25 protein-coding genes and 1 tRNA gene are annotated in these 24916 nt (G+C 59.5%); 7 read left to right on the top strand and 19 right to left on the bottom strand.

Features of this window, described 5'->3' with window-relative positions; translation table 11 throughout:
- Positions 1–135: 135 nt before the first annotated feature.
- Complete coding sequence (locus NF685_RS06210) at positions 136–1305, top strand: AI-2E family transporter (protein ID WP_252848989.1); 1170 nt, start codon at positions 136–138, stop codon at positions 1303–1305.
- A 289-nt stretch (positions 1306–1594) separates the two neighbouring features.
- On the opposite strand, the gene NF685_RS06215 is transcribed toward NF685_RS06210, so the two are convergent.
- The 7 genes from NF685_RS06215 to NF685_RS06245 form a co-directional block, all read right to left on the bottom strand.
- Positions 1595–1668 (bottom strand) — tRNA-Pro (locus NF685_RS06215).
- An 83-nt stretch (positions 1669–1751) separates the two neighbouring features.
- The gene (locus NF685_RS06220; protein ID WP_252848990.1) at positions 1752–2591 is read right to left on the bottom strand and encodes a MerR family transcriptional regulator; all 840 of its coding nucleotides are present in this window, start codon (positions 2589–2591) and stop codon (positions 1752–1754) included.
- Positions 2588–2911, bottom strand: a complete 324-nt coding sequence (locus NF685_RS06225; protein WP_222547117.1) for an integration host factor subunit alpha — start codon at positions 2909–2911, stop codon at positions 2588–2590. The genes NF685_RS06220 and NF685_RS06225 overlap by 4 nt, the downstream gene beginning before the upstream one ends.
- 81 nt (positions 2912–2992) lie before the next feature.
- Positions 2993–3946: a beta-ketoacyl-ACP synthase III gene (locus NF685_RS06230; RefSeq protein WP_252848991.1), complete on the bottom strand. Its 954-nt coding sequence runs from the start codon at positions 3944–3946 to the stop codon at positions 2993–2995.
- A gap of 146 nt (positions 3947–4092) precedes the next feature.
- Positions 4093–5184: a phosphate acyltransferase PlsX gene (gene plsX, locus NF685_RS06235; protein ID WP_222547115.1), complete on the bottom strand. Its 1092-nt coding sequence runs from the start codon at positions 5182–5184 to the stop codon at positions 4093–4095.
- Between the two features lie 65 nt (positions 5185–5249).
- A complete protein-coding gene (rpmF, locus tag NF685_RS06240) occupies positions 5250–5453 on the bottom strand; it encodes a 50S ribosomal protein L32 (protein WP_023977526.1) in 204 nt (67 codons plus the stop codon).
- 137 nt (positions 5454–5590) lie between these two features.
- Positions 5591–6208, bottom strand: coding sequence for a YceD family protein (locus tag NF685_RS06245; protein WP_252848992.1), 618 nt, complete (start codon positions 6206–6208; stop codon positions 5591–5593).
- A 186-nt stretch (positions 6209–6394) separates the two neighbouring features.
- On the opposite strand from NF685_RS06245, the gene NF685_RS06250 reads away from it, so the two are divergent.
- Positions 6395–6967 carry an outer membrane protein assembly factor BamE gene (locus NF685_RS06250; protein ID WP_222547114.1) on the top strand — a complete coding sequence of 191 codons (573 nt, stop codon included), beginning with the start codon at positions 6395–6397 and terminating at the stop codon, positions 6965–6967.
- A gap of 197 nt (positions 6968–7164) precedes the next feature.
- Here the strand turns inward: NF685_RS06250 and NF685_RS06255 are convergent, their stop codons facing one another.
- The 4 genes from NF685_RS06255 to def are packed head-to-tail and all read right to left on the bottom strand — an operon-like array spanning position 7165 to position 10215.
- Positions 7165–8511 (bottom strand): ATP-binding protein, encoded by a 1347-nt coding sequence (locus NF685_RS06255; RefSeq protein WP_252848993.1) that lies wholly within the window; start codon positions 8509–8511, stop codon positions 7165–7167.
- Positions 8512–8518: 7 nt separating this feature from the next.
- The gene (locus NF685_RS06260) at positions 8519–9208 is read right to left on the bottom strand and encodes a response regulator (RefSeq protein WP_252848994.1); all 690 of its coding nucleotides are present in this window, start codon (positions 9206–9208) and stop codon (positions 8519–8521) included.
- Positions 9205–9687, bottom strand: coding sequence for a MarR family winged helix-turn-helix transcriptional regulator (locus NF685_RS06265; protein ID WP_252848995.1), 483 nt, complete (start codon positions 9685–9687; stop codon positions 9205–9207). Before NF685_RS06265 ends, NF685_RS06260 begins: the two co-directional genes overlap by 4 nt.
- Before the next feature lie 3 nt (positions 9688–9690).
- Positions 9691–10215, bottom strand: a complete 525-nt coding sequence (gene def / locus NF685_RS06270; RefSeq protein ID WP_252848996.1) for a peptide deformylase — start codon at positions 10213–10215, stop codon at positions 9691–9693.
- A 220-nt stretch (positions 10216–10435) separates the two neighbouring features.
- Between def and rpsU the strand changes: the two genes are divergently transcribed.
- Positions 10436–10639, top strand: a complete 204-nt coding sequence (gene rpsU, locus NF685_RS06275) for a 30S ribosomal protein S21 (protein WP_007283570.1) — start codon at positions 10436–10438, stop codon at positions 10637–10639.
- A 257-nt stretch (positions 10640–10896) separates the two neighbouring features.
- Here rpsU and NF685_RS06280 read toward each other — a convergent pair whose 3' ends face one another.
- The 4 genes from NF685_RS06280 to NF685_RS06295 form a co-directional block, all read right to left on the bottom strand.
- The gene (locus NF685_RS06280; RefSeq protein WP_252848997.1) at positions 10897–13032 is read right to left on the bottom strand and encodes a prolyl oligopeptidase family serine peptidase; all 2136 of its coding nucleotides are present in this window, start codon (positions 13030–13032) and stop codon (positions 10897–10899) included.
- A gap of 120 nt (positions 13033–13152) precedes the next feature.
- Positions 13153–14562, bottom strand: a complete 1410-nt coding sequence (locus NF685_RS06285; RefSeq protein ID WP_252849085.1) for an ArnT family glycosyltransferase — start codon at positions 14560–14562, stop codon at positions 13153–13155.
- A gap of 49 nt (positions 14563–14611) precedes the next feature.
- Entirely contained in the window at positions 14612–15703 is a 1092-nt protein-coding gene (locus NF685_RS06290; protein WP_222547109.1) for a glycosyltransferase family 2 protein, read from the bottom strand.
- Positions 15700–16200 (bottom strand): Lrp/AsnC family transcriptional regulator, encoded by a 501-nt coding sequence (locus tag NF685_RS06295; RefSeq protein WP_252849086.1) that lies wholly within the window; start codon positions 16198–16200, stop codon positions 15700–15702. Before NF685_RS06295 ends, NF685_RS06290 begins: the two co-directional genes overlap by 4 nt.
- Before the next feature lie 251 nt (positions 16201–16451).
- Between NF685_RS06295 and trxB the strand changes: the two genes are divergently transcribed.
- Complete coding sequence (trxB, locus tag NF685_RS06300; protein WP_252848998.1) at positions 16452–17408, top strand: thioredoxin-disulfide reductase; 957 nt, start codon at positions 16452–16454, stop codon at positions 17406–17408.
- Between the two features lie 174 nt (positions 17409–17582).
- On the top strand, positions 17583–18473 hold the full coding sequence (locus tag NF685_RS06305; RefSeq protein WP_252848999.1) for a LysR family transcriptional regulator: 891 nt from the start codon (positions 17583–17585) through the stop codon (positions 18471–18473).
- Between the two features lie 153 nt (positions 18474–18626).
- Here the strand turns inward: NF685_RS06305 and NF685_RS06310 are convergent, their stop codons facing one another.
- From NF685_RS06310 to NF685_RS06325, 4 genes are all read right to left on the bottom strand, one after another.
- Positions 18627–18923: an integration host factor subunit beta gene (locus tag NF685_RS06310; RefSeq protein ID WP_222547106.1), complete on the bottom strand. Its 297-nt coding sequence runs from the start codon at positions 18921–18923 to the stop codon at positions 18627–18629.
- A 65-nt stretch (positions 18924–18988) separates the two neighbouring features.
- Complete coding sequence (gene sppA, locus NF685_RS06315; RefSeq protein WP_252849000.1) at positions 18989–19933, bottom strand: signal peptide peptidase SppA; 945 nt, start codon at positions 19931–19933, stop codon at positions 18989–18991.
- A gap of 102 nt (positions 19934–20035) precedes the next feature.
- Positions 20036–20527 (bottom strand): MucR family transcriptional regulator, encoded by a 492-nt coding sequence (locus NF685_RS06320; protein ID WP_252849001.1) that lies wholly within the window; start codon positions 20525–20527, stop codon positions 20036–20038.
- A gap of 118 nt (positions 20528–20645) precedes the next feature.
- Positions 20646–20825 carry a hypothetical protein gene (locus tag NF685_RS06325; protein ID WP_252849002.1) on the bottom strand — a complete coding sequence of 60 codons (180 nt, stop codon included), beginning with the start codon at positions 20823–20825 and terminating at the stop codon, positions 20646–20648.
- A gap of 558 nt (positions 20826–21383) precedes the next feature.
- Between NF685_RS06325 and NF685_RS06330 the strand changes: the two genes are divergently transcribed.
- Together NF685_RS06330 and guaD are read left to right on the top strand one after the other, a co-directional pair.
- Positions 21384–23582, top strand: a complete 2199-nt coding sequence (locus NF685_RS06330; RefSeq protein ID WP_252849003.1) for an FUSC family protein — start codon at positions 21384–21386, stop codon at positions 23580–23582.
- A complete protein-coding gene (gene guaD / locus NF685_RS06335; protein WP_252849004.1) occupies positions 23579–24901 on the top strand; it encodes a guanine deaminase in 1323 nt (440 codons plus the stop codon). Before NF685_RS06330 ends, guaD begins: the two co-directional genes overlap by 4 nt.
- Positions 24902–24916 lie beyond the last annotated feature (15 nt).

Here is a 24916-nt window from a genome sequence, read left to right on the forward strand (position 1 = left end):
TAATCACTCTGATACGGTGACATGGCGATGCCAGCGCAGCCGGCAATAAGCTACACGCAATAACAAGACAGGCAGCGCACCGCGCGCGACGCCTCATTCGAAATTCCGAGGCGCAGGCCGCTGAGGTTGAGGAACATGATGACCGATCAGAACGCCATGCCACCCCGTAACCTGAAAGGCGCATCCACCGCCGGTCAGGACTGCACGGTGGACGACGATCTTCCAGAAGAAGTCACGACCGGCTCCCCGGTCGGCCGGGCCCAGAGACGGTCGCGCGGCCTGCTCGGCTTTTTCTTCATCGCGCTCGCTCTCTTCACACTCAAGAATTTCCTGCCAGCACTCCTGTGGGGCTGCGTGTTCGCAATTGCCTCCTGGCCACTCTACAAGCGCACGGAAGCGCGTTTCGGACGCACGGAATGGCTTCCCATGCTGTTCACCGCTGCGATCGCCCTGATCTTCCTGATTCCCCTGAGTCTGGTCGGCTACAAGGCCGCAGAAGAGGCACAGAGCGCGCTCCACTGGATCGATACGGTACGCCATACAGGCATTCCCATGCCGGAATGGCTGAACGAGCTTCCATTCGAGCGTGCGCAGGTTGCACGCTGGTGGCAGAACAATCTGGTCAATCCGGAACATCTCAACCGTCTTTTCCATTCCGTGGATGCGAATCACGGCATGGCGGTGACCCGTCAGGTCACGACCCAGGTCGCCAAACGGGCCACCCTGTTCCTGTTCTCCATCCTGACCCTGTTCTTCCTGCTGCGTGACGGTGCCGACATCATCCATCGCGTTCTTGTCGTCTCGAACAGGACTTTCGGGCGACGGGGGGAGAAGCTTGCCAGGCAGATCATCTCATCGGTGCATGGAACGGTTGCAGGGCTCGTTCTGGTCGGCCTTGGAGAAGGTTTCGTCATGGGCATCGCCTATGTCCTGACAGATACGCCTCAACCGCTCCTATTCGCCCTCCTCACGGGTGTTGCGGCCATGATCCCGTTCCTTGGCCTGCCGACTGTCCTTTTTGCGGCTCTGCTCATCATCGTGCAGGGAAAGATGATCGCCGGAATCGTGGTCGTGGCACTCGGGGCCGTGGTCATCTTCGTGGCCGATCACTTCATCCGCCCTGCCCTTATCGGCGGCAGCACACAAATGCCGTTTCTATGGGTCCTGCTGGGCATTCTGGGGGGTGTGGAAACCTGGGGACTGCTCGGCCTGTTTCTCGGCCCGGCAATCATGGCAGCCGTCCACCTTCTATGGCGCATCTGGAGCTCCGATTCGGAAATCCAGCTTCGTGAGGATGCGCATTAACCCCCTCTGGCGTCGCATTGCCTGCGGCGCCACAGTCCTGTGAAAGCCTCACAGGCGGGCCAGGAACGCATCGCGTCATGCGTCTCGCGTCATGCGTCCGCCCAAAGCATACAGCCAGAACAAATATCCAATATGGCGTCAGGGCGGTCCCAACGGAGCATCACAGAATGCTGCCTGACAGCCCCAAACACATGCAAAAAACCGCACGAGGCTACGCCCCAATGCGGATTGCATAAAAACGGTCTGCTGGAACGATAATTTGGGGAAAGAACCGCAGGACAGGACGATATCGGGCAGGCGGGATTCGAACCCACGACCCCCAGTCCCCCAGACTGATGCGCTACCAGGCTGCGCTACTGCCCGTCAGTCCTGCGGTAGAGGCCGTTTAGCAGGGGGGCGCTTTCCCTGCAAGCGTCTGAGGGCAGGTTTTTTCACTAAAATTCCACTCAGCTGGTCGGGACCATCTGACGCAGATTATCCAGTTCGCCCAGAACGTCCTCAAGTGCCAGACGCAGGGCACGGCGCTCCTGTGTCCAGCGATCCTGACGCGCGCGCAGCTCTGCAAGCTCGTCGAGAAGAACGGTCTCGATATCATGCTCCAGCACAGACTCCGCCTGGACCTCGTCCTGCACAGGACCCTGCGGTGCCTCATGCGCCCAAGCGGCGCTGGTTTCCTCGCCGGGGTCGATCATGAGCGCTTCGGCAGCGTCCACGACTTCTTCTTCAGGCCGATGAAGCGCCTCGTGCTCCGCCTCATCGGGCAGAGCATCGCTGGCTCGCATACCGTGTTCTTCAGAGAAAATGACCCCAGCGGATGCATCATCCCCGGCGCCTTCAGGCAAAGCTGCCTCGGCGCTTTCGGACGCGGGAAAATCTGGAATATCGAAAGAGGTGCGCGCGATCTCCTCTTCTTCGGACACCGGCACTGGCACCACCACGGCCTCGACCGGCGTTTCCTGAACCACAACCGAATCGGCCTGCTCGCGCTCCTTGAGCACGCGCTGCACACCCTTGATCGTGTAACCCTGCACATAGAGCAGGTCGGTGATATGGCGCAGGATTTCGATATCTTCCGGGCTATAATAGCGACGGCCGCCGCCACGCTTGAGCGGCTTAACCTCCGGGAAACGCGTTTCCCAGAATCTGAGCACATGCTGCGGGACATGCAGCTCGTCAGCCACCTCGCTGATCGTTCTATAGGCGTTCGGACCTTTGACCAGGCGTTCCAGATCGTTTCGATCCTCCGGCACCTTCGGAGAGGTGGTGCCGGTATAGGAGGTTGTCATGAATCATCGCTTTCGCTGGTCAGGCCCTCGGTCGATTCTCCGTTGACCTCCGCCCGCAGGATCTGGCTCGGCCTGAAAACAAGCACTGAGCGTGGCAGAATTGGCACCTCGATGCCGGTCTTCGGGTTACGACCGACACGCCGACCTTTCTGCCGGACGGAAAACGTGCCGAATCCACTGAGTTTGACCGTCTCACCCTTTTCGAGCCGCGCAGCGATCAGCTCGAGAACCGTCTCGAGCAGATCGGCGGATTCGTGCCGGGACAGCCCAACTTCACTGTAGATATGCTCTGCAATTTGCGCGCGGGTCACCGTGGTCATGACGTCACCGTATCATGACAGTAACGAAGGTCAATCAAATCAGTGACGTGAGACGTAATGTGAAGACGAGACGATGCGTCTTTACATACGCAGCAGCGCAGAACCCCAGGTGAGACCGCCCCCAAGCGCCTCGAGAAGGACGAGATCGCCCTTTTTGATACGCCCGTCTCTCATGGCTTCATCGAACGCAAGCGGGATGGAAGCCGCCGAGGTGTTCGCATGACGATCGACTGTCACGACAACGCGGTCGAGCGGCAGAGCGAGCTTCTTGGCCATTCCTTCGATAATCCGCAGATTGGCCTGATGCGGCACAAGCCAGGCAATATCCTGCCCGGTCAACCCATTGCACGACAGGGCCTCGTCGACCACGGCCGACAGCTTGGCCACGGCATGGCGGAACACATCGCGCCCCTGCATGTGCAGAACCGGTTTGGTGCAGCTTGGCCCATCGACATAAAGCATGTCGCCGAAAGCGCCGTCGCTATGCAGATGGGTCGAGAGTATTCCTACTCCCTCTTCCTCGGTCGCCTCCAGCAGGACGGCTCCGGCACCATCGCCGAACAGAACGCAGGTCGTCCTGTCTTCCCAGTCCAGTATGCGCGAGTAAACCTCGCTGCCGATCACCAGGGCTTTCCTGGCCTGGCCGCTGCGTATGAACGCCTCGGCAACAGAAAGTGCATAGACGAAACCCGAACAGGCCGCCGTGACATCGAACGCAAAACCCTGGCTCATGCCCAGAGCAGCCTGCACACGCACGGCTGTCGCGGGAAAGCTCTGATCCGGGGTTGCGGTAGCAACAATGACGGCATCGACATCACTGGCCGAGACCCCCGCGAAATCCAGAGCGGCACGCGCGGCCTGCGTTGCCATGAAAACAGCCGTTTCATCATCGCCTGCGATATGACGCTGGGCGATGCCGGTGCGTGTCCTGATCCACTCGTCGGAGGTCTCGATACGCAGGGCAAGATCGGCATTCGTGACGACCTGCTTGGGCAGATAGCTGCCGGATCCGGTCAGGCGCGCGCGCAGGGGCATGTCTCTTCCTCATGAACTGATGCCGGGATTGTCTGATGCCTGTGTTCCGGGCGCCGCGCGAGCCGGAACAACGAAGCACAAGACGGCAGTGGCTGCCGAACGATTGTCATGCAACCGCGCCGCATCTTGTAAAGGCCCTGTATCGGTCAGGCCGCAGTAGTGGACGGAGCAAGATCGTTCTCGGCATCGGAGGCCATAAGCGCCTCGACCTGACGAAGACGCTCACGGATCTTTTCGTTGATCGAGTGGGTTACCGCATCCATCGCAACATCGATCGCCGCGGCAAAACCTTCAGCATCGGCACCGCCATGGGACTTCACGACAATGCCGTTCAGCCCGACGAATACCGCACCGTTGTAACGTCGCGGATCGATCCACTCCTTCATGCGCTCCAGCCCGGGGCGCACAAGAAGATACCCGATGCGCGTCAGAAGGTTGGTCTTGAACACGCGCTGAAGAAGCAGGGAGACGAGCTTGAGCGCGCCCTCGCCTGTCTTGAGGGCGATATTGCCCGAGAATCCATCCGTCACCACCACGTCGGTCGTCCCGGCCGTGATATCATGCCCTTCGACGAAGCCGTGAAACTGGGACGAAAGCGGCGAATCGCGCAGAATATCCGCTGCGGCACGCAGGCGCTCGTCGCCCTTCAGCTCTTCGGCGCCGACATTGAGCAGACCGATGCTCGGCGCAGGCAGGCCGAGCACAGCCTTGGCAAAAGCCTCACCCATAACGGCGAACTCGACGAGATTGCGCGTATCGCAGGCGATATTCGCCCCCAGATCGAGCATCACCACATCGCCACGCGCAGACGGGTTGACCGCTGCCATGGCTGGACGGGTAATGCCCGGCAATGTTTTGAGCACGATCTTGGCAAGAGCGAGCATTGCACCGCTGTTACCAGCCGACACGACACCACCGGCCTCGCCCGAGGCCACAGCATCGATCGCCATACGCAGCGAGGAGTCACGCAGACGCAGAGCCGCCGTGGGCTTCATCTCCATCGAAATGGAAGAAGGCGCGTGACGTATCTCGCAGATACGCTGTGCTTTCGCGTAACGGGCAAGCTGCGGACGCAGTATGGCCTCGTCACCGACAAGCAGGATTTTTGCTGAGGGATGTCGATCGGCAGCGCGATCCAAACCGGCCAGAACGATATCGGGGGCATGATCCCCTCCCATCGCATCAATGGCCAAACTATAAGGCGCAGCCTGGCTGGCCGGCGCATCTAGGTCAGTCATGCTCCGCCCCGCGTCTCATTTCAAACAAGATGAGCCGGCCCCGGACGGGCCAGCCCCATCGAGCCTCAAACGCGAACGGTCGTCTTGAGCGTCTTGCCGGAAGCCACGACTTCACGACCGTCGTAATGACCGCAATGCGCGCAGACATGGTGCGGGCGCTTCAGCTCACCGCAGTTGCTGCATTCAGCATGAGCCTGAACGGTCAGGGCGTGGTGGCTGCGACGCATGCCCATGCGGGACGGCGTGGTCTTTCTTTTGGGGACGGCCATGGCGGGAGCCTCTTTCTTCTTAGATCGTCCCTGCATCCGGTCGCCATTCGACCGCAACAGGGAACGATACTGTTCACTATGATCAGGCGGGCGGCTCTAGCAGACCCTAGGCCGGGTCGCAAGCATCCTGTTCAATTCTAGCTCAGATCCGTCTTTTTTTTGTCAAGCGACAGACCTGCGAGAGCACCGAACGGATTGGGACGTGCGTCCGCTTCATCAGGGGCATCCTCTGCCGTCTCACGCGGGGCTTCGTCAACCGCATTTTCAAGTGCGGCACCCGGCTTGCGCGGGTAAGGCGGCAAAACCAGAGCCAGCTGTTCGGTTGTGATCTCACCCAGATCCAGCGCGTGACCCTCATATGGGATCTCATCGATCGCTTCGAGATCGGAGGCGCTTTCTTCGGAAAAATGTCGCATCGGCACCAGGCGAACCGCGAAGGAGTCGGTCAGGGCGTCTTCGAATGCTTCGCCCGTAATCACGCACTCCATCGATACATGTGCCGTCAGCACACCGTCGAGCACGAACTGGTCAGCCCCCTCGGGCATGACCCTGATCTTGCAGCTCAGCGCATGAACGGCCGGTATGTCCAGCCGCCTGGCCAGCTGGCGGCACTCGGCTTCATTGGCCTTGACCGTCTCGGTCAGACCCTCATGCCCGATGCGATTGATGAGCAGACGGCGTGAAAACTCCGGGGGATGCCCCTCGGTGCTCGCCATGCCGGACTGGGTAAACGGCGACCCCTTGCTGTCTTTCATGCTGCCTTCCTGAGATTATGCTGGAAAAAACCCGCGAACAGGCTTTCTTTTACGAATTGCCTTACCGTTGCTCTCCGCAATATAGAAGAGTTGGTTCGTCCTGCGATGTTGGAGAAACACCGTTTTCTCCTGTCCGGGACGATCATTCGCCATTTTATCGATCACTGCAGGACGACATAATCCGCCATGAAGAGCGCCTCCAAGAAGACCTCCCCGCGGCAGACATCGCATGCGGGCCTTGCGCGCGCCCTGCTTTGCATCGCTCCCCTTGCCCTGGCTGGCTGCTCGGTTTTCGGTCCGATCCCACAGAATCGTGGCTCGCTGATCGAAAAGGACGATTATTCCCAGCTTCAGCCCGGCACCAGCACGCGTAACGACGTGACCGACCTTCTCGGCTCGCCCACAACCCACGCGACGTTCGACGACAATACGTGGTTCTATATCTCGATGGTGACGGTACCGCAGCCGCTCGGCTTTCCCCGGGTGACGAAGCAGAACGTTCTGGTGCTGGCCTTCGACACGACGGGCGTGCTGCGCCGCATGGACATGCTGCATCGCAAGAACGGCTACAATGTCGGCATGGTCGGCGAAACGACACCGACGCCGGGCACCAAGATCAACGTGCTGCAACAGCTGCTGGGCAATGTCGGACGCTACAACCCGATGAGCAACATGGGCAGCACCTTCGGCGGCACACAGGGCCCGCTCGGTGCCGGTCAGGGTACAGGCCATGGCGGTACGGGCAACTCGATTCCCTGATCGTCCCTTTCTCCAAGGCACACGATACGAACCGGCTTCGTCTTGCGACGAGGCCGGTTTTTTGTTGCCTGTCACCTGTCTGAGTTTATGGATCGGCATCAGCCCGGCGATGCTTCCCCAGATGCCGGGTGTGGAATGTGCACCCGACAGGCAATTCCCCTGCCCTCGCTATCCGGATCGGCTCGACCGCTCCGTTCCTATTGCGGCAGTTTGAGCATCACCCGCAGACCGCCAAGCGGGCTGTTGCGCAGCACGACGCTCCCGCCATGCGCTGCCATGATATCGCGCGCAATGGTCAGACCCAGCCCCGTCCCGCCCTGCGGTCCTGCAGTACTGCTGAAAGCCCGGAAGACATCCTTCCTGCGTGACTGGGCGATCCCCGGCCCGTCGTCATCTATCGTGACCTCGACCATACGCCCTGTCTGGCGCAGGGAGAACGTCATGCGCCCGCCGTGACGTCTGGCATTTTCCGCAAGATTGATCAGCACGCGACGTATCGCATCGGGGCGCACGGTCACGGTGAGGCTCTGCTCTGCATGAATCGCGAGCACCTCTCCCCCTGCTCGAGTCGTCGCCGCCGCCACGTCATTGAGCAGGGCAAGAAGATCGGTCGGCACAGGATCTTCTTCCCCCTCGCCACGCGCAAAGGAGAGATAACTGCCGATCAGACGCTCCATCTCGGCGATATCGGCAATCATGTCTTCGATATCGGGGCGCAGTTCCTGTGCCTCCACCGCCCCTTCGACAGGCATCATGGCCAGGGTAAGACGCAATCGTGTCAGCGGCGTGCGCAGATCGTGCGATACACCCGCCAGAACGGCCGTACGATGGGTGACGAAGCGATTGACGCGCGCCTGCATACGATTGAACGCCAGGGCCGCCTTGCGTATCTCCAGCGCGCCCTGAGGGGTTATCGGCCCATCGTCGCGCCCGAGCCCGAAATTCTCGGCAGCCTTGGCCAGACGGCGCACGGCGCGCACCTGTTTGCCGATAAAAAGACCCGCCACGATGAAAAGCAGGATCGCACTGCCGACTTCCCATACCACGAACAGCCAGATCGGCCCGACATCGAGGCGTTTCCTCGGCACGATGACATCGAGCACGCCGTCGCTGAGCGGTATTTCCAGCCTCACGCTCTGTCTGGTTGCATTCCAGTCGATATGACATGGCGCATCGAACACCCTGCGCACGGCATTTGTCAGGTCTTCATCCATGGGGCCAAGCACGAAAGGCGCGCGGGCATCGGTCAGCGTTTCGCCCGGATGGAAGGCAATATCGAGCTGGGTGCGCCATCTCGCCTGACGAATCAGCCATTCCTTGTCCGCAGGATGACGCTCAACGGAATCCCTGATCAGGGCCAGATCGGCCACAACGCCATCGGCAAGGCGGCGCGAAACGACATTGAGATAATTGCCGTAGAAAAGCTGCAACGCCACGATCTGCGTAATCAGCAGCGGCATGAAGACGATGAGCAGCGACCGCCCCTGGAAGGAGCGCGGCAGAATACGGCGAACGAGCCGCTCCATCATACGCGCAGGCTGCATGACGATATCAGCTCCCGGGCTTCAGAACATAACCCTTGCCCCGAACGGTCTGCAGAAAGCGCGGTTCTTTCTGGTCCGGCTCTATGCGCCGGCGCAGACGTGTCACCTGAACATCCACGGCGCGCTCGCCGATTTCATCCATCCCCAGCGCCTCGGCAATCGCCTCACGCGACAATATCTCGCCGGGAGAGCGTGTCAGCACGCCAAGAAGCGCCGCCTCACCGCTGGTAAGATGCACAATCCCCTCAGGACCGCTCAGCAGACCGCGTCCCGTATCGAATTCCAGCTTCCCCAAGCGCAACAGGCGCGGTGCTCCCGAGGGGCGCGGAACATGACGCCTGAGATGTGCCTGCAGACGCAGCAGCAGTTCGCGCGGCTCGAAGGGTTTGCCAAGATAGTCATCCGCTCCGGATTCGAGCCCAATGATCCTGTCGGCCGGCTCGCCACGCGCTGTCAGCAATATGATCGGCCACACCTGGCCTTTTTCTCGCAGCCAGCGTGTCAGGCTCAGCCCATCCTCACCGGGCATGGTGATATCGGCCACCATGGCATCGGGCTGCGTGACGGAAAGGATTTTGCGTGCGGCCTCTGCATCCATCGCCGTAGTGATCCTGAAGCCGTTTTCGCTCAGGAAACGCTGTAGCAGGCGAAGCAGACGTGCATCGTCATCGACGACGAGAACATGGGCCTGGGTCATGAGATGTCTCCCTCTCCCTGAAGGGTCGCAAGAACACGCCTGAACCCCTCGACAGCCTGCCCACCCGCTGCACGATAGGCGAGTGTCATACGGTCGCGCAGAGCAGCGAAAATCTCTTCTTCCATCGCCGCTCCCTCAGGCGTGAGGTGCAGATGCTTCAGCCTCTTGTCATGCTCATCGGGGCGCTGTTCGAGCAGATTGCGCGCCATCAGCTCCTGCAGAACGCGATTGAGACTCTGTTTGGTGATGTTGAGCCGACGCAAGAGTGCACTCATGGTCAGACCCTGATGGGTGGAGACCAGAAACATCACGCGATGATGCGCTGCGCCCAGTTGATGATCGCGCTGATAGGGATCGCAGGTGGCGCCCAGTTCGCGCCAGGCCAGAAGCATCGCCTCATAGGTCAGACGTATCTGCTCTTCACGCAGATAAAGATGCGCCTGACCCGGCGCGTCGCGTTGTACTCGTACTCCCGACATCGCCTAGCTCTCGCGCATGAGAGCGAATTCCTCGGCATAGCCGAAGGTCGCGAAATCGGTCATGCGCATCGTATAAAGAATACCCTCGAGATGATCGTATTCATGCTGCAGCACATTGGCGTGAAAACCGCTTGCCTCGCCTGTGATCACCGCCCCATCCAGATCGAGGGCACGATACGTCACGACGGCATGACGGGGCACGACCCCACGCAGCGACGGTAGCGAGAGACATCCCTCCGTGCACTGCATCATGGCATTACCCACAGGCGCAATTTCAGGATTGATAAGAACGCGAGGCGGAATCGGGGTCTCTCCGGCGCCGCATCGCGCCTCGGGCACATGATAAACGAACAGGCGCAAGGATTTGTGAACCTGAGGAGCGGCAAGCCCTGCCCCCCGTGAATCGAGCATGGTCTCGATCATGTCCGAAACCAGTTGTCTTATCGATAAAGAGTGAACGTCCTCAACCGGTTGTGCTCTCTGGAGCAATACCGGATGCCCCATACGCGCGATTTTCAGCAACGCCATTTCTTGACCCAGTTCCAACCTGACGGAATAAGTTCCCGTGATAGCCGCCATGGTGACATGAATAAATTTCGGGCGATACTGCTCAAAGAGTTTGTGTCCTCTTCAAAACATGTGCTAAGGCGGCGGCCTCTTTGGAACGCACTGCCATCGGTAACGCGTTCCTGGCATCGCATTTACAAACAGACCATGATTTCATGGTCGGACAGGAGATGGCAGACCCGTGCAGGTTCTGGTTCGTGACAACAATGTTGATCAGGCGCTCAAGGCGCTTAAGAAGAAGATGCAGCGCGAAGGCGTTTTCCGCGAGATGAAGCTGCGTCGCCATTTCGAAAAGCCCTCGGAGCGTCGCGCTCGTGAGGCTGCCGAGGCGGTTCGTCGTGCACGCAAGATGGAGCGCAAGCGCCTGGAGCGTGAAGGCTTCTGAGCAGCCTGCCGAACCGGCAAACAGAACAACCGCCGTTTTTACGGCGGTTTTTTTGTGCCTGAAAAACGCCCGGACGGGCGTGTCATTTCAGACAACTCTACCCTTAGTGTCCTGTTTCCGGGCATCCCCTGCCGGACAGCTTATATCGAGCGCCCTGAAAACGCCCCCTCCCCGCGGCAGAGACGGCCCAGTCAAAAGCTGCCCGGTGTGACACAGATCTCCTGCGCCACACCGTATGCCCTTGTTAACGAGGGGCCTCAGTGCCTGAAAGCAGGGTCCTGATCCATGAGGCTCCTGGAGAGATAAACAGCCTCCAGCGCGCGCTCATAGGCGATTTCCTTCGCATTGACCGTTCCGGCATGACCGCCCCCCGTGTCTTCATAATAGAAGAACGGCTTGCCCAGCTCCTGTAGTCGCGCAGCAAACAGTCGTGCATGGACAGGGCCTACGCGATCGTCCTTAGTCGATGTGAAAATGAACGGTACCGGGTAGGACACATCCTTTTTCAGATGCTGCAAGGGGGAAATACCCTGCAGGAAGCGCCGCTCCTCGGGTACGCTCATATGTCCGTATTCGGCCGCCCATGAAGCCCCGGCGGCCATGGTCTCGAAATTCTCCATATCGAGCAAAGGCACGCCGATCACGACCGCCTTCCACAGTTCCGGATGCTGTGTGAACTCTACCCCCATCAACAGACCGCCATTCGACCGCCCGCGTATGCCCAGATGCTCGCGATCGGCGATGTGACGCGCAGCAAGATCGCGCCCGATCGCTGCGAAATCGTCATAGGCATGCTGACGCCCCGATTTCATACCGGCTTCGTGCCAGGCAGGCCCGAACTCGCCACCCCCACGGATATTCCCCACGACATAGACGCCACCACGCTCCAGCCATGTCTTGCCGATATCGGCATAATAGGTCGGCAGATAGGACAGATCGAACCCGCCATAAGCCGTGAACAGCGTGGGATTATGGCCATCTTCCTTCCAGTCGCGTCGATGGGTGACGAAATAGGGAATTTCCACGCCATCGCTCGATTTTGCCCAGTACTGATCGGTAACCAACCCCTTTGCATCGAAGAGAGCCGGCGTCGTCTTGATTTTTGCGGAAGACCCCTTTGCCGTGTCGAAGCTCCAGAGTTCGGGCGGGATAATGTACCCCTCGACCCTGAGATAGGCAGAGCTGACCGAAGGCGAGGACGATTGGAGCGTCGCCGAACTCATGCGTGGCAGAATATAGTAATTCTCATGCCAGGCCTTGCCGCTCTCCTGCGGTCTGTAGACGCGCACTGAAGGGTGGACGTCACGATAGACGACAGCGATCACCCCCTGAGACGTGATACCGATATCGGTCGTCGTTTCGTTCTGCTCGGGTCGGAAAACGAGAACCGGTGTCGCATCAGGTGCCTGAGGATCAACCGCAACGATGCTCCCGCGCGTGAACTGTGCACCAGATGTCCAGTCCTGATCTAGGCGCACGATCAGCTTGCCGGAATAGAACCCGAGATAACCGAGCTTCTGCGGCAAGGCGATCTGGCGCAGTGACCCGGTGGACGGATCATAAACCCTGTATTCGCTTCTGAAAAAATCCAGATTACGCTGGATGAGGGCAATGCGACGCCCGGTTTCATCGTGCAGGACTTCGGGTTCGACAATCATGTCACCCGGCTCGCCACGATAGATTTCCTTCGCCGCCGAAAGCGGCACGCCGCGTTTGACCAGTCGCACGCTATAGGGATAGCCCGATTGCGTCATCGTACCCGCCCCCCAGTCGCGCGAAACCAGAAGCGTATCCCGGTCCAGCCATTCCACACGCTGCTTGGAATGGGGCAGATCGAAGCCACCGGACACAAACTGCCCCGTTGTGGTATCGAACTCGCGATAGAACGAAGCATCCTCGCCAGAGAGAGATAACGTAATCAGGCAGCGCTCCGCCTCGGGCTCGAGACATTCTGCCCCCTGAAATACCCAATCGCGCTTTTCCCTGCGCGACAACGCATCGATGTCGAGCATGAGCTTCCAGTCCGGCTCAGCCTTCGCAAAGGAGGCTGGCGTGGTGACACGCCAGATACCTTTGGGATGGGCAGCGTCCTGCCAGAAATTCCACAGCTTTCCGCCCGCCTGCTCGGGTAAAGGCAACCGTCCCGGTGCCTGCTCGACCGTCAGGACATCGTCATAGAATTTGCTGTAGCGCTTGTCCGCCTTGAGTGCCTCGGCACTCCGGCTGTTCTGGGCCTTTACCCAGTCGAGCGCCTGCTGCCCCTCCACCTGTTCGAGCACGGCTCGCGGTGGAGCTGGCTCCCCCACACCGGGCGCAGCCCGGACCGCGACCGGTGCCGCACCCAGAAGGGATGTGCAGACAAGCGATGTCATCGCCAGATATAGGCGCCTCATGGCGGTCTCCCTCATAGAATCGCAATGAGCGTAGACCATGCCGAAGGGAGAGGGAAACCGATGCTCTATCGTTACGAGACGGGAAACTCCCGATCCGGAACACGGGAGTACGCCCTGCGGTCAGGGCAGACGATAAAACGTCATATCGGCTGGCGGATCGACCGGATACAGACGATAACAGACCAGATCCTGTCCCCTGAGCCTGCGACACGGGCGTGCCGGTAGAGGCGCCCCAAGCCAGGAACGCGGAAGATCGGGCTTTTCGGTATCGCGCAAAAGCAGGACGGAAGGGCCGGGAGACTGTTTTGCTCTGCCCAGATAAGCCCAGCGTGTGTCGTAACTGTAAACCGCGGCCCTGGGGGCCTCAAAACTCAGGATCGCTGCCAGAGCGTAATCACCGACCATAAGTGCACGCCCTGGCGGCAGGGCGGCCCTCACCTGGTTCGACAATCCGGACCAGTCGGCGGTCTGACGGGCAATCACATCGTGATGGGCCGATAACGGTAGCGGCGCGAAAATCCCCTGAACGGTCACGACAAGTGTCAGGCCAAGGCCGGTGGCGCAGGCAGGGCCAATGCGGTGGATCGAGACTGCAGCAGCAAGCGAGGCCGCAGGATAGAGCACCACCGGCCAGTTGGCCTGCACACGCCCTCCAAAAGCATGCTGAACAAACACGGCAATCGGCACGAGGCATAAAAAGACCAACAGCCGTGCGACGGAATCGCCCCCTGCACGCCTGAGACACCACACGATTCCGATGCAGAACAGAATGAAGACGACGGGTGTAGCAAGGCCGATCTGCCCCCCGATCAGCTCGCCCAGAAAACCGATGGCGCGCAGCGGATGCCAGTCACCCGCCCTGCCCCCCTGTTTGACGAAACTCGCCCAGTGATGGGTGGCGTTCCAGAACAGGACCGGCGCGATAGCCGTCAGTCCGGTCGCTACGCCGCCCGCCAACCAGAATACGTGTCGCCGAACCGAAGGGGTCGATAGGGCCCAGAGACCGCAGCCGAGAGCCGGCAGAACCGCCGTATATTTGCTATCGAAAGCCAGCCCGAAGAACAGACCTGTGCAGAGCCACCAGACGGGGCGCCCCGTCGCGACAAGACGACCGAGCGACCAGAGCACGAGCGCGAGAAAGAACACGAGCGGCGTGTCCGGCGTCGCCGTCGCGGCGCCCAGTCCAAGCATCAATGTGGCGTTGAGAAGCAGAGCCGCACGATATCCTGCCGCCCTGGATCCAAAGAGATCTTCCCCGGCCCGGATCAGGGCGACGGAACCCAGAAGGGCAAAAACCGGACCGAGCGCCCTGATGCCGAAACCGTCATTGCCGAAAAGCGCGGTTCCAAGCCTGATCCAGAGCGCGATCATGGGGGGATGATCGAGATAGCCGGGCTGGAGATGACGCGACCACAGCCAGTAATAGGCCTCGTCGGGCGTGATGCCCAGTCTCGCGGCCAGACCGAGCCGCAGGATAGTCAGCCCGGCAAGAAGCACCCAGAACAGGGTCGTCGCGGCACCCGCCTGCATCCCCCACAAACGAAACGGCTCCGAACGGGCAGATGTCCTGCCGGAAGGATCAACGCCAGACGAGGGTAGAGGCAATCGCATAATTCCACACCACACCGATCACCGCTCCCGCAGCGCTCGCGCGGCTCCAGTGTCCATGTGTTTCGTAAAGGAGTTGCGCCACACCGATATTCCCGAAAGCCCCGATTGTGGCGCCAATCACAAAGATCAGCAGGCCGGGCAGCCAGCGCCTGCCACGCAAGGGGCGATCGAGATAGGTGATGCGGTTATTCAGCTGGAAATTGGCCAGAATGGCGCAGGCGGTACCGATAATCTGCCCGACCCTGAAATCGGCCCCTGCATACCGTGCCAGCTCGGAAACGACGAGATTGACCGCAATCCCGACCAGTCCGACGGCCGCGAAAATAATGAAACGCGTGGGAAGCCATCCCCCGCAGGCGCGCTCGATCAGCATGCCAAGGAACTGGACCATGACCAGAGGGCTGAGCTTGCTCTCTCCCGCAACACGGGGCCTGAAGACGAACGGCACCTCGACCAGACGGACCTTTTCCGGAACGGAGAGCACAATCTCCAGAAGGATCTTGAACCCTGTCCCCGTAAGGCGGGGAACGGCCCGATCGAACATCTCCCGACGCAGGGCGAAAAATCCGCTCATCGGATCGGAGAGCGGCATGGGCAGAATGGACTGGGCAAGGCGTATGCCTGCCTGCGAAAGCAGGTGACGCCAGCGATTGGCGAGGCCACTGCTATCCCCGCCTTCGACATGGCGGCTTGCCACGGCAATATCGGCCCGGTTTTCCAGCAAGGGCACAACGAGGTCGCGCAATATCCCCTCGTCATGCTGCAGATCGCCATCCATCACCGCAATGACGGGTGCGGTCGAAGACAAGGCGCCTTCGATCACGGCAGATGAAAGACCCCGGCGCCCCACACGTCTTATGAGGCGTATACGCGGGTCTTCGCATGCGCAGCGTTCGACCGCGCGCGAGGTCCCGTCCGGAGAATCATCGTCGACGAATACGATCTCCCACCGCATGCCATCCAGTGCCCGCCTGACCCCTTCGATCAGGGGAACGACATTTGCGGCCTCGTTGTAACAGGGGATGACGAGAGTAAGCTCCGCCGGAAGCGGCAGGGTCATACGGGAACGCCAGCGCGGCTCAGGCTGGTGCGTATGGTCTGAAGCGTCTGAACCCTCACGACGTGATCGAGATCGGTCAGTTTCTTGGTGAGATAATTCTGGTGCGCAGCATCGCGTGCGACGAGCCGCACCAGAAAATCGCCCCCGCCACGAATCATGTGGCACTCGCGCACTTCCGCCCAGGCAGCTACTTCCGCCTCGAACGCCTCGAGCACACTGCCCTTCTGGCTTTCGAGGCCGATAAGGGCGAAGAACGTGAGCGACCATCCCAGACGCGAAGCATCGACATCGGCATGATAGCCCTCGATCACCCCGATTTCCTCAAGGCGGCGAACGCGGCGCAGGCAGGGCGGCGCAGAAATACCGGTGCGTCTGGCGAGCTCGACATTGGTCATACGCCCGTCGCGCTGCAACTCGGCGACGATCTGTCTGTCGATCGGGTCCAGATCGATAATACCCGTGCCGGACAGCACGGAAGACGGTCCTGCCGCATGCATGCCCCCTGAGGGCGATCCCCCCTGTGGCGAGTCGCCCTTCGATGAAAGGGGATGGGAAATATGGTCGTCTTCGCTGTGGTCAGTCATCGTCACCGTGGGGTCGGTCTAAACTAGTCGGTTGGCAGGCGCGCTGCATCACCTATATCTGCATCCTGAACCAAGAGCCATGTCTCTATCACGTTGTCTCGTCACAACTGTCACGTCATATCACCACGGGGTCCCGGCCCCGGCCCCGATCGAGGACACTACCAGTGAGCCAGACCTTCAAGACCGACCTGCTTGTCATAGGCGCAGGCCCCGCAGGGTATACGGCAGCCATTTATGCGGCCCGTGCCAATCTCAAGCCGATTCTCGTGGCCGGATTGCAGCCGGGCGGTCAGCTGACCATTACAACCGAAGTCGAGAACTATCCAGGCTTCGCCGAACCGGTACAGGGACCGTGGCTTGTCGAACAGATGCGCCTTCAGGCCGAGCATGTCGGCACGGAAATCCATTACGACCTGATCACGGAATGCCGCTTCGACCGCAAAACGGATGAGGGTTATTTCAGCCTCAGGGCAGATTCAGGCGCTGAGTATCTGGCCCGTACTGTGGTGATCGCGACGGGAGCGCAGGCCAAATGGCTCGGCCTGCCTTCCGAGGCGCGCCTGCAGAGCGGCGGCGTATCGGCCTGCGCCACCTGTGACGGTTTTTTCTATCGCGGCAAGAAGGTTGCTGTGATCGGTGGCGGCAATACAGCCGTTGAGGAAGCGCTCTATCTGACCCATCACGCCGATCATGTAACCCTCGTTCATCGACGCGACACGCTGCGCGCCGAGCGCATTCTGCAGGATCGTCTGTTCGCCAATCCCAAGATCACCGTATTGTGGAACAATGCCGTCGAGGAAATCCTGGGATCGGGAAAACCCGAAACTGTCTGCGGCGTGAAGCTGCGCAACACGCTTGATGGCAGCGTCCAGACACTCGATGTCGACGGTGTCTTCGTTGCAATCGGCCATACCCCTAATACCGACCCCTTCCGGGATACGCTCGATTGCGATTCCGAAGGCTATATCCTGACAGTGCCGGGAAGCACCAGAACCTCGGTCGAGGGGGTATTCGCGGCGGGCGACGTGCAGGACAAGAAATTCCGGCAGGCGATTACTGCAGCAGGGACAGGTTGCATGGCAGCTCTCGAAGCCGAGCATCTTCTGGCTGGATTGTCCTGAGGGACGAATCGTTATTTCTGCGTAAGTTCCCGTGCATAAAATGACTTGGCAGCGCCGTGGAATGCTGCCAAGTCAGTGTCTTCACCACGAGATGACCGCAGACGACATCGAGAGGAGACTCCCTCGAGATGGGCTTGTTTCGTTGCGGTCGGGGACGCTCTCTAGGAAAGACGCATGGACTGGGACAAACTGCGAATCTTCCATGCGGTCGCTGAAGCCGGATCGTTCACGCATGCGGGCGACAGGCTCAATCTGAGCCAGTCTGCCGTATCGCGCCAGATTTCCGCCCTGGAAGAAACACTCAACGTACCCCTCTTCCATCGCCATGCACGCGGTCTGATCCTGACCGAGCAGGGCGAAACGCTCAATCACACGGTTCGGGAAGTTTTTGCCAAGCTTTCGCTTACCCAGGCGTATCTGAGCGAGAGCAAGGTCAAGGCCAAGGGCGTACTCAAGATCACCACCACATCCGGTTTCGGTCTGGGGTGGCTTGCGCCGCGGCTCGAGCGCTTTCTGGTCCTGCATCCCGATATCGAGGTCAGCCTCATCATGGAGGATACGGATCTCGATCTCGGGATGCGCGAGGCCGATGTGGCCATACGCATGCATCCGCCCAGACAGGCCGATCTGATCCAGCGTCATCTGGCGAATTTCCCCATGCCGATCTACTCCAGTCGGAGCTATCTCGATCAGCATGGCACGCCCACGACCATTGCCGAACTGGGCCAGCATCAACTTGTCGGATTTGCTGGTGTCTCCCCCCCACTCCCGGATGCATTCTGGCTGCTTGAGCTGGTGCGACGCCAATGTCATGGTTCCGTGCGCAACAAACTCGAAATCAACAGCTTTCCTGCCATTGCCACCGCTCTGGCCAATGGTGCGGGCATCGGAACCGTCCCGACCTATCTGGCCCAGGCGCATCCCGAGCTCGTGCATATTCTGCCGCAGGAACCCGTCCCGACAGTCGAGGCATTTTTCGTCTATCCGGAAGAGCTCAAGATGTCGAAACGCATCACGGTGCTGCGCGATTTCCTTCTGAGCGAAATCCAGTCCTCACGTCAGTAAGCGAAAATACCCGGAGTGCCTCTGCTGGCAGTCATCGCGGCGTGCGCAGCACCATCCCTCACGGGTCTTTCGCGGCGCGATCAGATGTCACCAGGGTTTGCGGAACTTGAGGACGTCCGGTCGTGACCGGAACGACAGACCGTGCCTGTCGTGTCAGCCTCTTTTGCCCGCATGAGCGTTGACCCTCTCACGCAGTTCCTTACCCGCCTTGAAGAAGGGAATCGTTTTCTCTTCGACGGCAACGGACGTTCCCGTACGCGGATTTCTCCCCTGACGGGCATCGCGTTTCTTGACGACAAACGCACCGAACCCGCGGATTTCAACCCGATCGCCACGCGACAATGCCGAACTGATTTCAGTCAGGATCGTCTGCACGATCAGTTCCACATCGCGCGCTGCAAGATGCGGGTGGGCAGCCGAGAGTTCTGCGATCAGTTCGGACTTCGTCATTGGGGACTCAGCAATTTCTGTGAAAACAAGAGGCAGGATACGTCCTGCCCCGGAGATCTCGACTCTCACCGTGGCAAAATGGCGACCGCACCGTCAAGCGTCTGATAGGCAGCCATCTGCTCGATCGCTTCGGGTAGTCCGAACCACGACCCGACGAATCGATGATGGAGTCGCTCCCACAATGTCCTCGGCGGCTTTTCGGCCGAGAGTTTCCTGATCGGCATGTCCTTGCCGTCCCTGATCTGACTGCGCAGCCAGATTGCCGCTCCGTCCTCGTCGCCGATCTGGTCGATCAGATGAAGCGGAATGGCCTGACGCCCCGTATAGGGACGCCCATCGGCAAGCTGCCTGATTTCGTCCGCCGGGCGATGCCGTCCCTTTGCGACCATGGTCACGAACTGGTCGAAAAGATCGTTGACCAGCCCTTGCAACATCGCGCGCCCTTCAGGTTTGAGCGCGGTGAAAGGCTGCGACTGGTCTTTCATGGGGCCGGAAGTAATCGTATCGGCGCTCACGCCGAGACGATTGAGAAGTACCGATGCATCCGGCCGCATCATAATGACACCGATCGACCCGGTAATCGTCGAGGGATAGGCAAAAATACGCTGCGCAGGGACCGCAATCATATAGCCAGCCGAAGCCGCAACGCCCTGCATCGACACCGCAACGGGCTTATGCGCCGCAAACGATTCAATTGCATCGTGAACCGCTTCTCCACCCGTCACTCCGCCACCGGGGCTATCGATGACGAGCAGCAATCCATGGATACGAGGATCGTGTTCCGCCCTTTCGACCGCTTCAACCGTGGGCCGCATGTTGTTGCCAATAACTCCCTTCACCTCGAGACGCGCAATGGAATCGTGTGGGGTGCCATGCCGCCCCGGAGCAAGGAGAGACACGCCAGCGACTGCAAGGGCCGCGACAGCGACGCCGCGCCACAGGAGCAGGCGTTTGCGCTGCTGAACCAGCGCAGGACCGGAGTCGTCATCCTGACGATTGAACGCCGCCATCGTTTTCCCCTGTCAGACAAATAAAAAGGCAACTCATCACAGGATGAGTTGCCTTTTGCGACACGTCTACAGGGTAATTATTGCTGACGGGTCTTTTTACCCTCAGGCCTTCTTGACGCGACCGCGACGGGGAGCACGATCTTCGCCTTCGGCACCTTCTTCAGCCGTGGCGCGCGCAGCAGCATCGGCACCGGCATTGATCTTGCGACCCAGACCGATTTCACGAGCGAGGTGCGAGCGACGCTCTGCGTAATTCGGTGCAACCAGCGGGTAATCGCTCGGGAGGCCCCAACGCTCGCGATACTGTTCCGGCGTCATGCCGTAAGCGCTCTGAAGATGACGCTTGAGCATCTTCAGCTTCTTACCGTCTTCAAGGCACACAATATAGTCGGGGAATACTGAGCGCTTGATCGGCACGGCAGGCTGCGGGCGCTCCGGCTCGGGGTCGGCCTGACCGGCACCCTGAAGCGCGTTATATACTTGCTTGATCATGCCAGGAACGTCGTCGCCAGCCATCGAATTGTTGGCAACGTGAGAGGAAACGATCTGTGCGGTCAGCTCCAGAAGAGCGACATTGGTTTCAGACTCAGACATTTATTTTCTCTTTGTTGAAGTTTAACTCTTTTAACCGGGTGTTTTATAGCATCAGTTTTACGAGGTAAATAGGTTTAACGATTTATCTACCGAAATTTATACTTCCGATCTTGCTTCGTTAAAAGCCACTTGAATTCACAATGATTTCGATCTGCCCACAAGAAAAAATTTCTTCCCGTGCTATTGTTTTATCCTTTTTCTTGTTCACCTCGTCAATATTCGTCAAAACAATAATAGAAGTTTTTGGTAAAATTTTTGATAAATCCTCCCCTGCGCGAGGATTTTTTTTTCCACGCACCAACAATCCTGACGATTGAAGGATTTGTCGGTTATTTAACGATATATTTCTTTGCGTTAGCGTTGCAGTTTCTGTGACTCTACCGCCCTGAACTACGTAATTCCCGGGCGATACGCCCCTACCGAGGTAAAGACTCCGGGCATATGCTGCCAGCGCGATGCATCTCTTCGCCCTGCCGCTGTAACGCTTCGGCTCGCCCTTTTCATGATCGATTCTGCTTTTTTACCTGCGGTTATTCATAAATTATTCCATTGAACGCCGTGGGGACTGGTTGTCATCCTCAACGAGTCTCCCTCCCCCGGGAGCCCCGACGGTTGCGACAGACGCCCTGAGAGGGACATGAACCAAGCAATAACGAACGTTAACTATCGGTTCATTGTTACAGCGTTATGTCCGATCCACAGAATGCTTGGGGCTTTACAAACATGCCCGTTATTACCGATTCTTTAGACGATAGCTGGACAGCGCTGCTCTATTCTGCCGCCATCCCGACGCATTCCAGCCCGGGTCATCGCTTCCAGCTCGCTCTTCAGCCAGGCAAGATACCGGTCTTCTCCCTTGCGTCCTTTTCCCCGCTTCCCAACGCATGCCAGCCGCTTCGCGTCGCTGCTCATGCCACCCGCCAGCAACACCATCGCGCGTTTCAACACTCTGGTCAGACGTGATCGCTGGGCATGGCTCTACGCGCCAACTGGCCAGGCAGTAGAATTCGCTCTACGCAATACAATTGCCGCCCTTCTGGCACTCGGTACCGCCATGTGGATGGAGCTGGACAGCCCGATCTGGGCAACAATGACCGTCTGGGCCGTGGCTCAGGGCACGCGTGGCGAAAGCCTCTCCAAGGCACGCTGGCGTATCGTCGGTACAATCATGGGGGCCACCGCTGCGGTGGGGCTTTTTACGGTCTTCCCCCAACAGCCCGCTCTTTTCTTTCTCGTCCTTGCCCTATGGATGGGTGTGTGCGCCGGGTTTGCGACGTTCGTCAGTAATTTCCGGGCCTATGCCCTCGTTCTGGCAGGTTACACCTGTGCGATCATCGCGATGGGTGCGGTCTACGATCCCGATAATGTCTTCATGATTGCGGTCTCGCGTTCGACCTACATTGCGCTCGGCGTGATCTGCGAAGCCGGAATGGGGCTCATTTTTGCGACGAGTCAGGAGCGTCAGGCCCGTCAGGCGGTGCGTACCAAACTGCAAACCGCGCTTTCTCTCGTCTCGCTGTCGATTGCCGATATTCTCTCGGATGCGGCAAGCACACAGCGCAAGGCGCGCGAACTCTTCGCGACCATCCTGCGCCTGAACAGCGAGATCGAATTCGCCGAAATCGAGATGGGGCCGCACGGTCACGAAGGCGATCACGCCCGCGCCGCGCTTGCTGCAGTCTCGATCCTGCTGTCACGCGGGTTCGGCATGGCAACGCGTCTGGCTGCCCTCTCCCACAGTCATGGAAGTTTCAGGGAGACCTCGCATCACGCTCAGGAGTTTCTGCGGAGTCTGGAAGGCCGACTGAAATCGGGTGAGCCCGTCCATTCCATTCTTGCCGATCTGCATATCCTGATCGAGGGATGCCGCATTCATGCAGCGCCCTTCCTGCGCTCGTCACAGGACAACGTGCCTGCGCTCGGGCCGATCGACGAGCGTGTTCTGCATGTGGCGCTCGGTGAACTGCTCAACGATCTGGAAGTCGCCATCATCGAATATGATGCGAGTACCCATCTCATTCCCCGGGACCGCTTTCATTTCAGGCTCCAGTCGCATCGCGATCCGCGCAATGCCATCAATAACGGCTTGCGTGTGATGGCAGCGATTCTGTTCACTGCGTTAGTCTGGGAGGTTACGGCCTGGCCGAACGGAACGGGCTTTATTTCCATGACGGCGCTGATCTGTGGGCTGTTCGCCACGCAGGAAAATCCTGTGCTTGGAACGACTGCCTTTCTCAAGGGCGCCATCTGGTCGGTCATTGCTGGCGGAATCCTGACATTCATATTCGTGCCGAAATTCGACACCTATGAAATGTTCATCATGGCATTCGGCCCGGCGATGTTCATCGGTGGGCTTGCGCGCGCCAATGCGGCAACCGCTGGGGCTGCAGCTGCCTATGGCCTGCTCATGCCGAGCATGGTCAATGTCCAGAACCACCATCGCCTGAACGAGATTGCCTTTTTCAACGGTTCGATGGCGACCGTCATGGCCGCCTGCGCGGCTGTGCTGGTGTTCCACACTTTCCTGCCTTTCAATCCCCAATCAGAGCGCCTGCGTCTGCGCCGTCAGATGCTGTCCGAACTGCGCAGCCTTTGCCATTTGCGCAAGGCACCCGAAACGCGGGCCTGGATCGGCCGCAATATCGACCGCTTCGCCCGGCTGATCCGTCATGCAGGCCCTTCGCCCCTGCCCGTGGTCGAAAGCTATCTGCAAGGCACACTGGCGGTCATGACAATCGGTCTGAACGTCATCAGATTGCGCACCCTTCTCGACCGCGAGCATCTACCCGTAACCGCACGTCGCCCTATCGAGCTCCTGCTGGATCGTATGGAATATACACGCGATCGCCATGACCGCCCGGCGCGTGTCGCAGCGGCTGCGGTACGACGCCTGCGTGAACTCGACCGCACCGAGCAGGATCTCGTGACACGACTCGAACTGATACGCGGCATTTCCTATCTCGTGGTGATCAGAGACGAGCTGGTTGCCAATGCGGCTTTTCTGGATGAAACGCATGGTTGCACCAGCCATCAGCTTCTGAGAGAACCGCGATGACCGACAAGGCGCCAAGCCTCGCCCTGCGGGGAACGACACTGCGCTTTGCCGGCAATCCGTTCGATATGCCCCCGGAAGAGGCGTTAAAAGCCGATACGAACGGTCTGGTCGTCATAGAGAACGGCCGCATCACAGCGGTCGGATCGTACGATGCCCTTTCGCCCGGCCTCGCCCCTTCCCTGCCCGTTATCGATCATCATGGACATCTGATCGGTCCTGGCTTCATCGACGCCCATGTCCATTATCCGCAGCTCGGCGTGATCGCCTCTTATGGCGAGCAGCTGCTTTCATGGCTCGACCGGTACGTGTTTCCCGAAGAGCGCCGCTTCGCCGACAGTGCCTATGCCACAGCGATTGCTTCCAGCTTTCTGGACAGTCTTCTCGATCATGGCACCACGACGGCGGCTGTCTACTGCACGGTACACCCGGAGTCGGTCGATGCGTTCTTTGCCGAGTCCGGCAAGCGCAATACGCGCATGATCGCTGGCAAGGTTCTGATGGATCGCAACGCGCCGGACTATCTGCGCGATACAGCGCAACAGGGCTTCGACCAGTCCCGGCGCCTGATCGACCACTGGCACGGCACCGGACGACAGCTTTACGCCGTCACGCCGCGTTTTGCGCCGACAAGCACAGAGGAACAGCTCGTTCTTGCCGGAGCACTCCTCGATACGTCTCCTGACCTTTTCATGCAGACCCATCTGCTGGAAACCGTTCAGGAAGAAGAATGGGTTCGCACGATTTTTCCACATCGGTCCGGTTATCTCGATGTTTACGACCATGCCGGTCTGGTGCGTCCACGCAGTATTTTCGGTCATGCCGTTCATATGCATGAGCGCGACTTTTCCTGCTGCGCCGATAAGGGCTGTACCCTTGCTCATTGCCCAACCTCGAACGCATTTCTGGGCAGCGGGGCGTTCAGATTATTCGACGCGCTCAGATCGGACAGGCGCGTTCATGTCGCGCTCGGCACCGATATCGGCGGGGGCAACAGCCTGTCGATGCTCCGTGTCATGAACGATGCCTATTGCGCTGCGCAATCGCACCAGACAAGCCTGCACCCCATACAGGCCTACTGGTTGGCGACTGCCGGCGCCGCAGACGCACTGGGGCTGGAAAACCGGATCGGCAGGCTCGAAATCGGCAGGGAAGCCGATCTATGCGTTCTGGATCCCTATGCGACGCCACTTCTGAAGCAGCGCGCAGACCGCGCCGAGACGGTATCGGATCTGCTGTTCGCCTTGTCGATGCTGGGCGACGACCGTTCCATTGCCGCGACCTACGTCATGGGGCGCCGTCACGTCAGAACGGCCGTCTGAGGAAACCCGACAGAA

The sequence above is a fragment of the Asaia lannensis NBRC 102526 genome (assembly GCF_024054035.1).
GTDB lineage: Bacteria > Pseudomonadota > Alphaproteobacteria > Acetobacterales > Acetobacteraceae > Asaia > Asaia lannensis.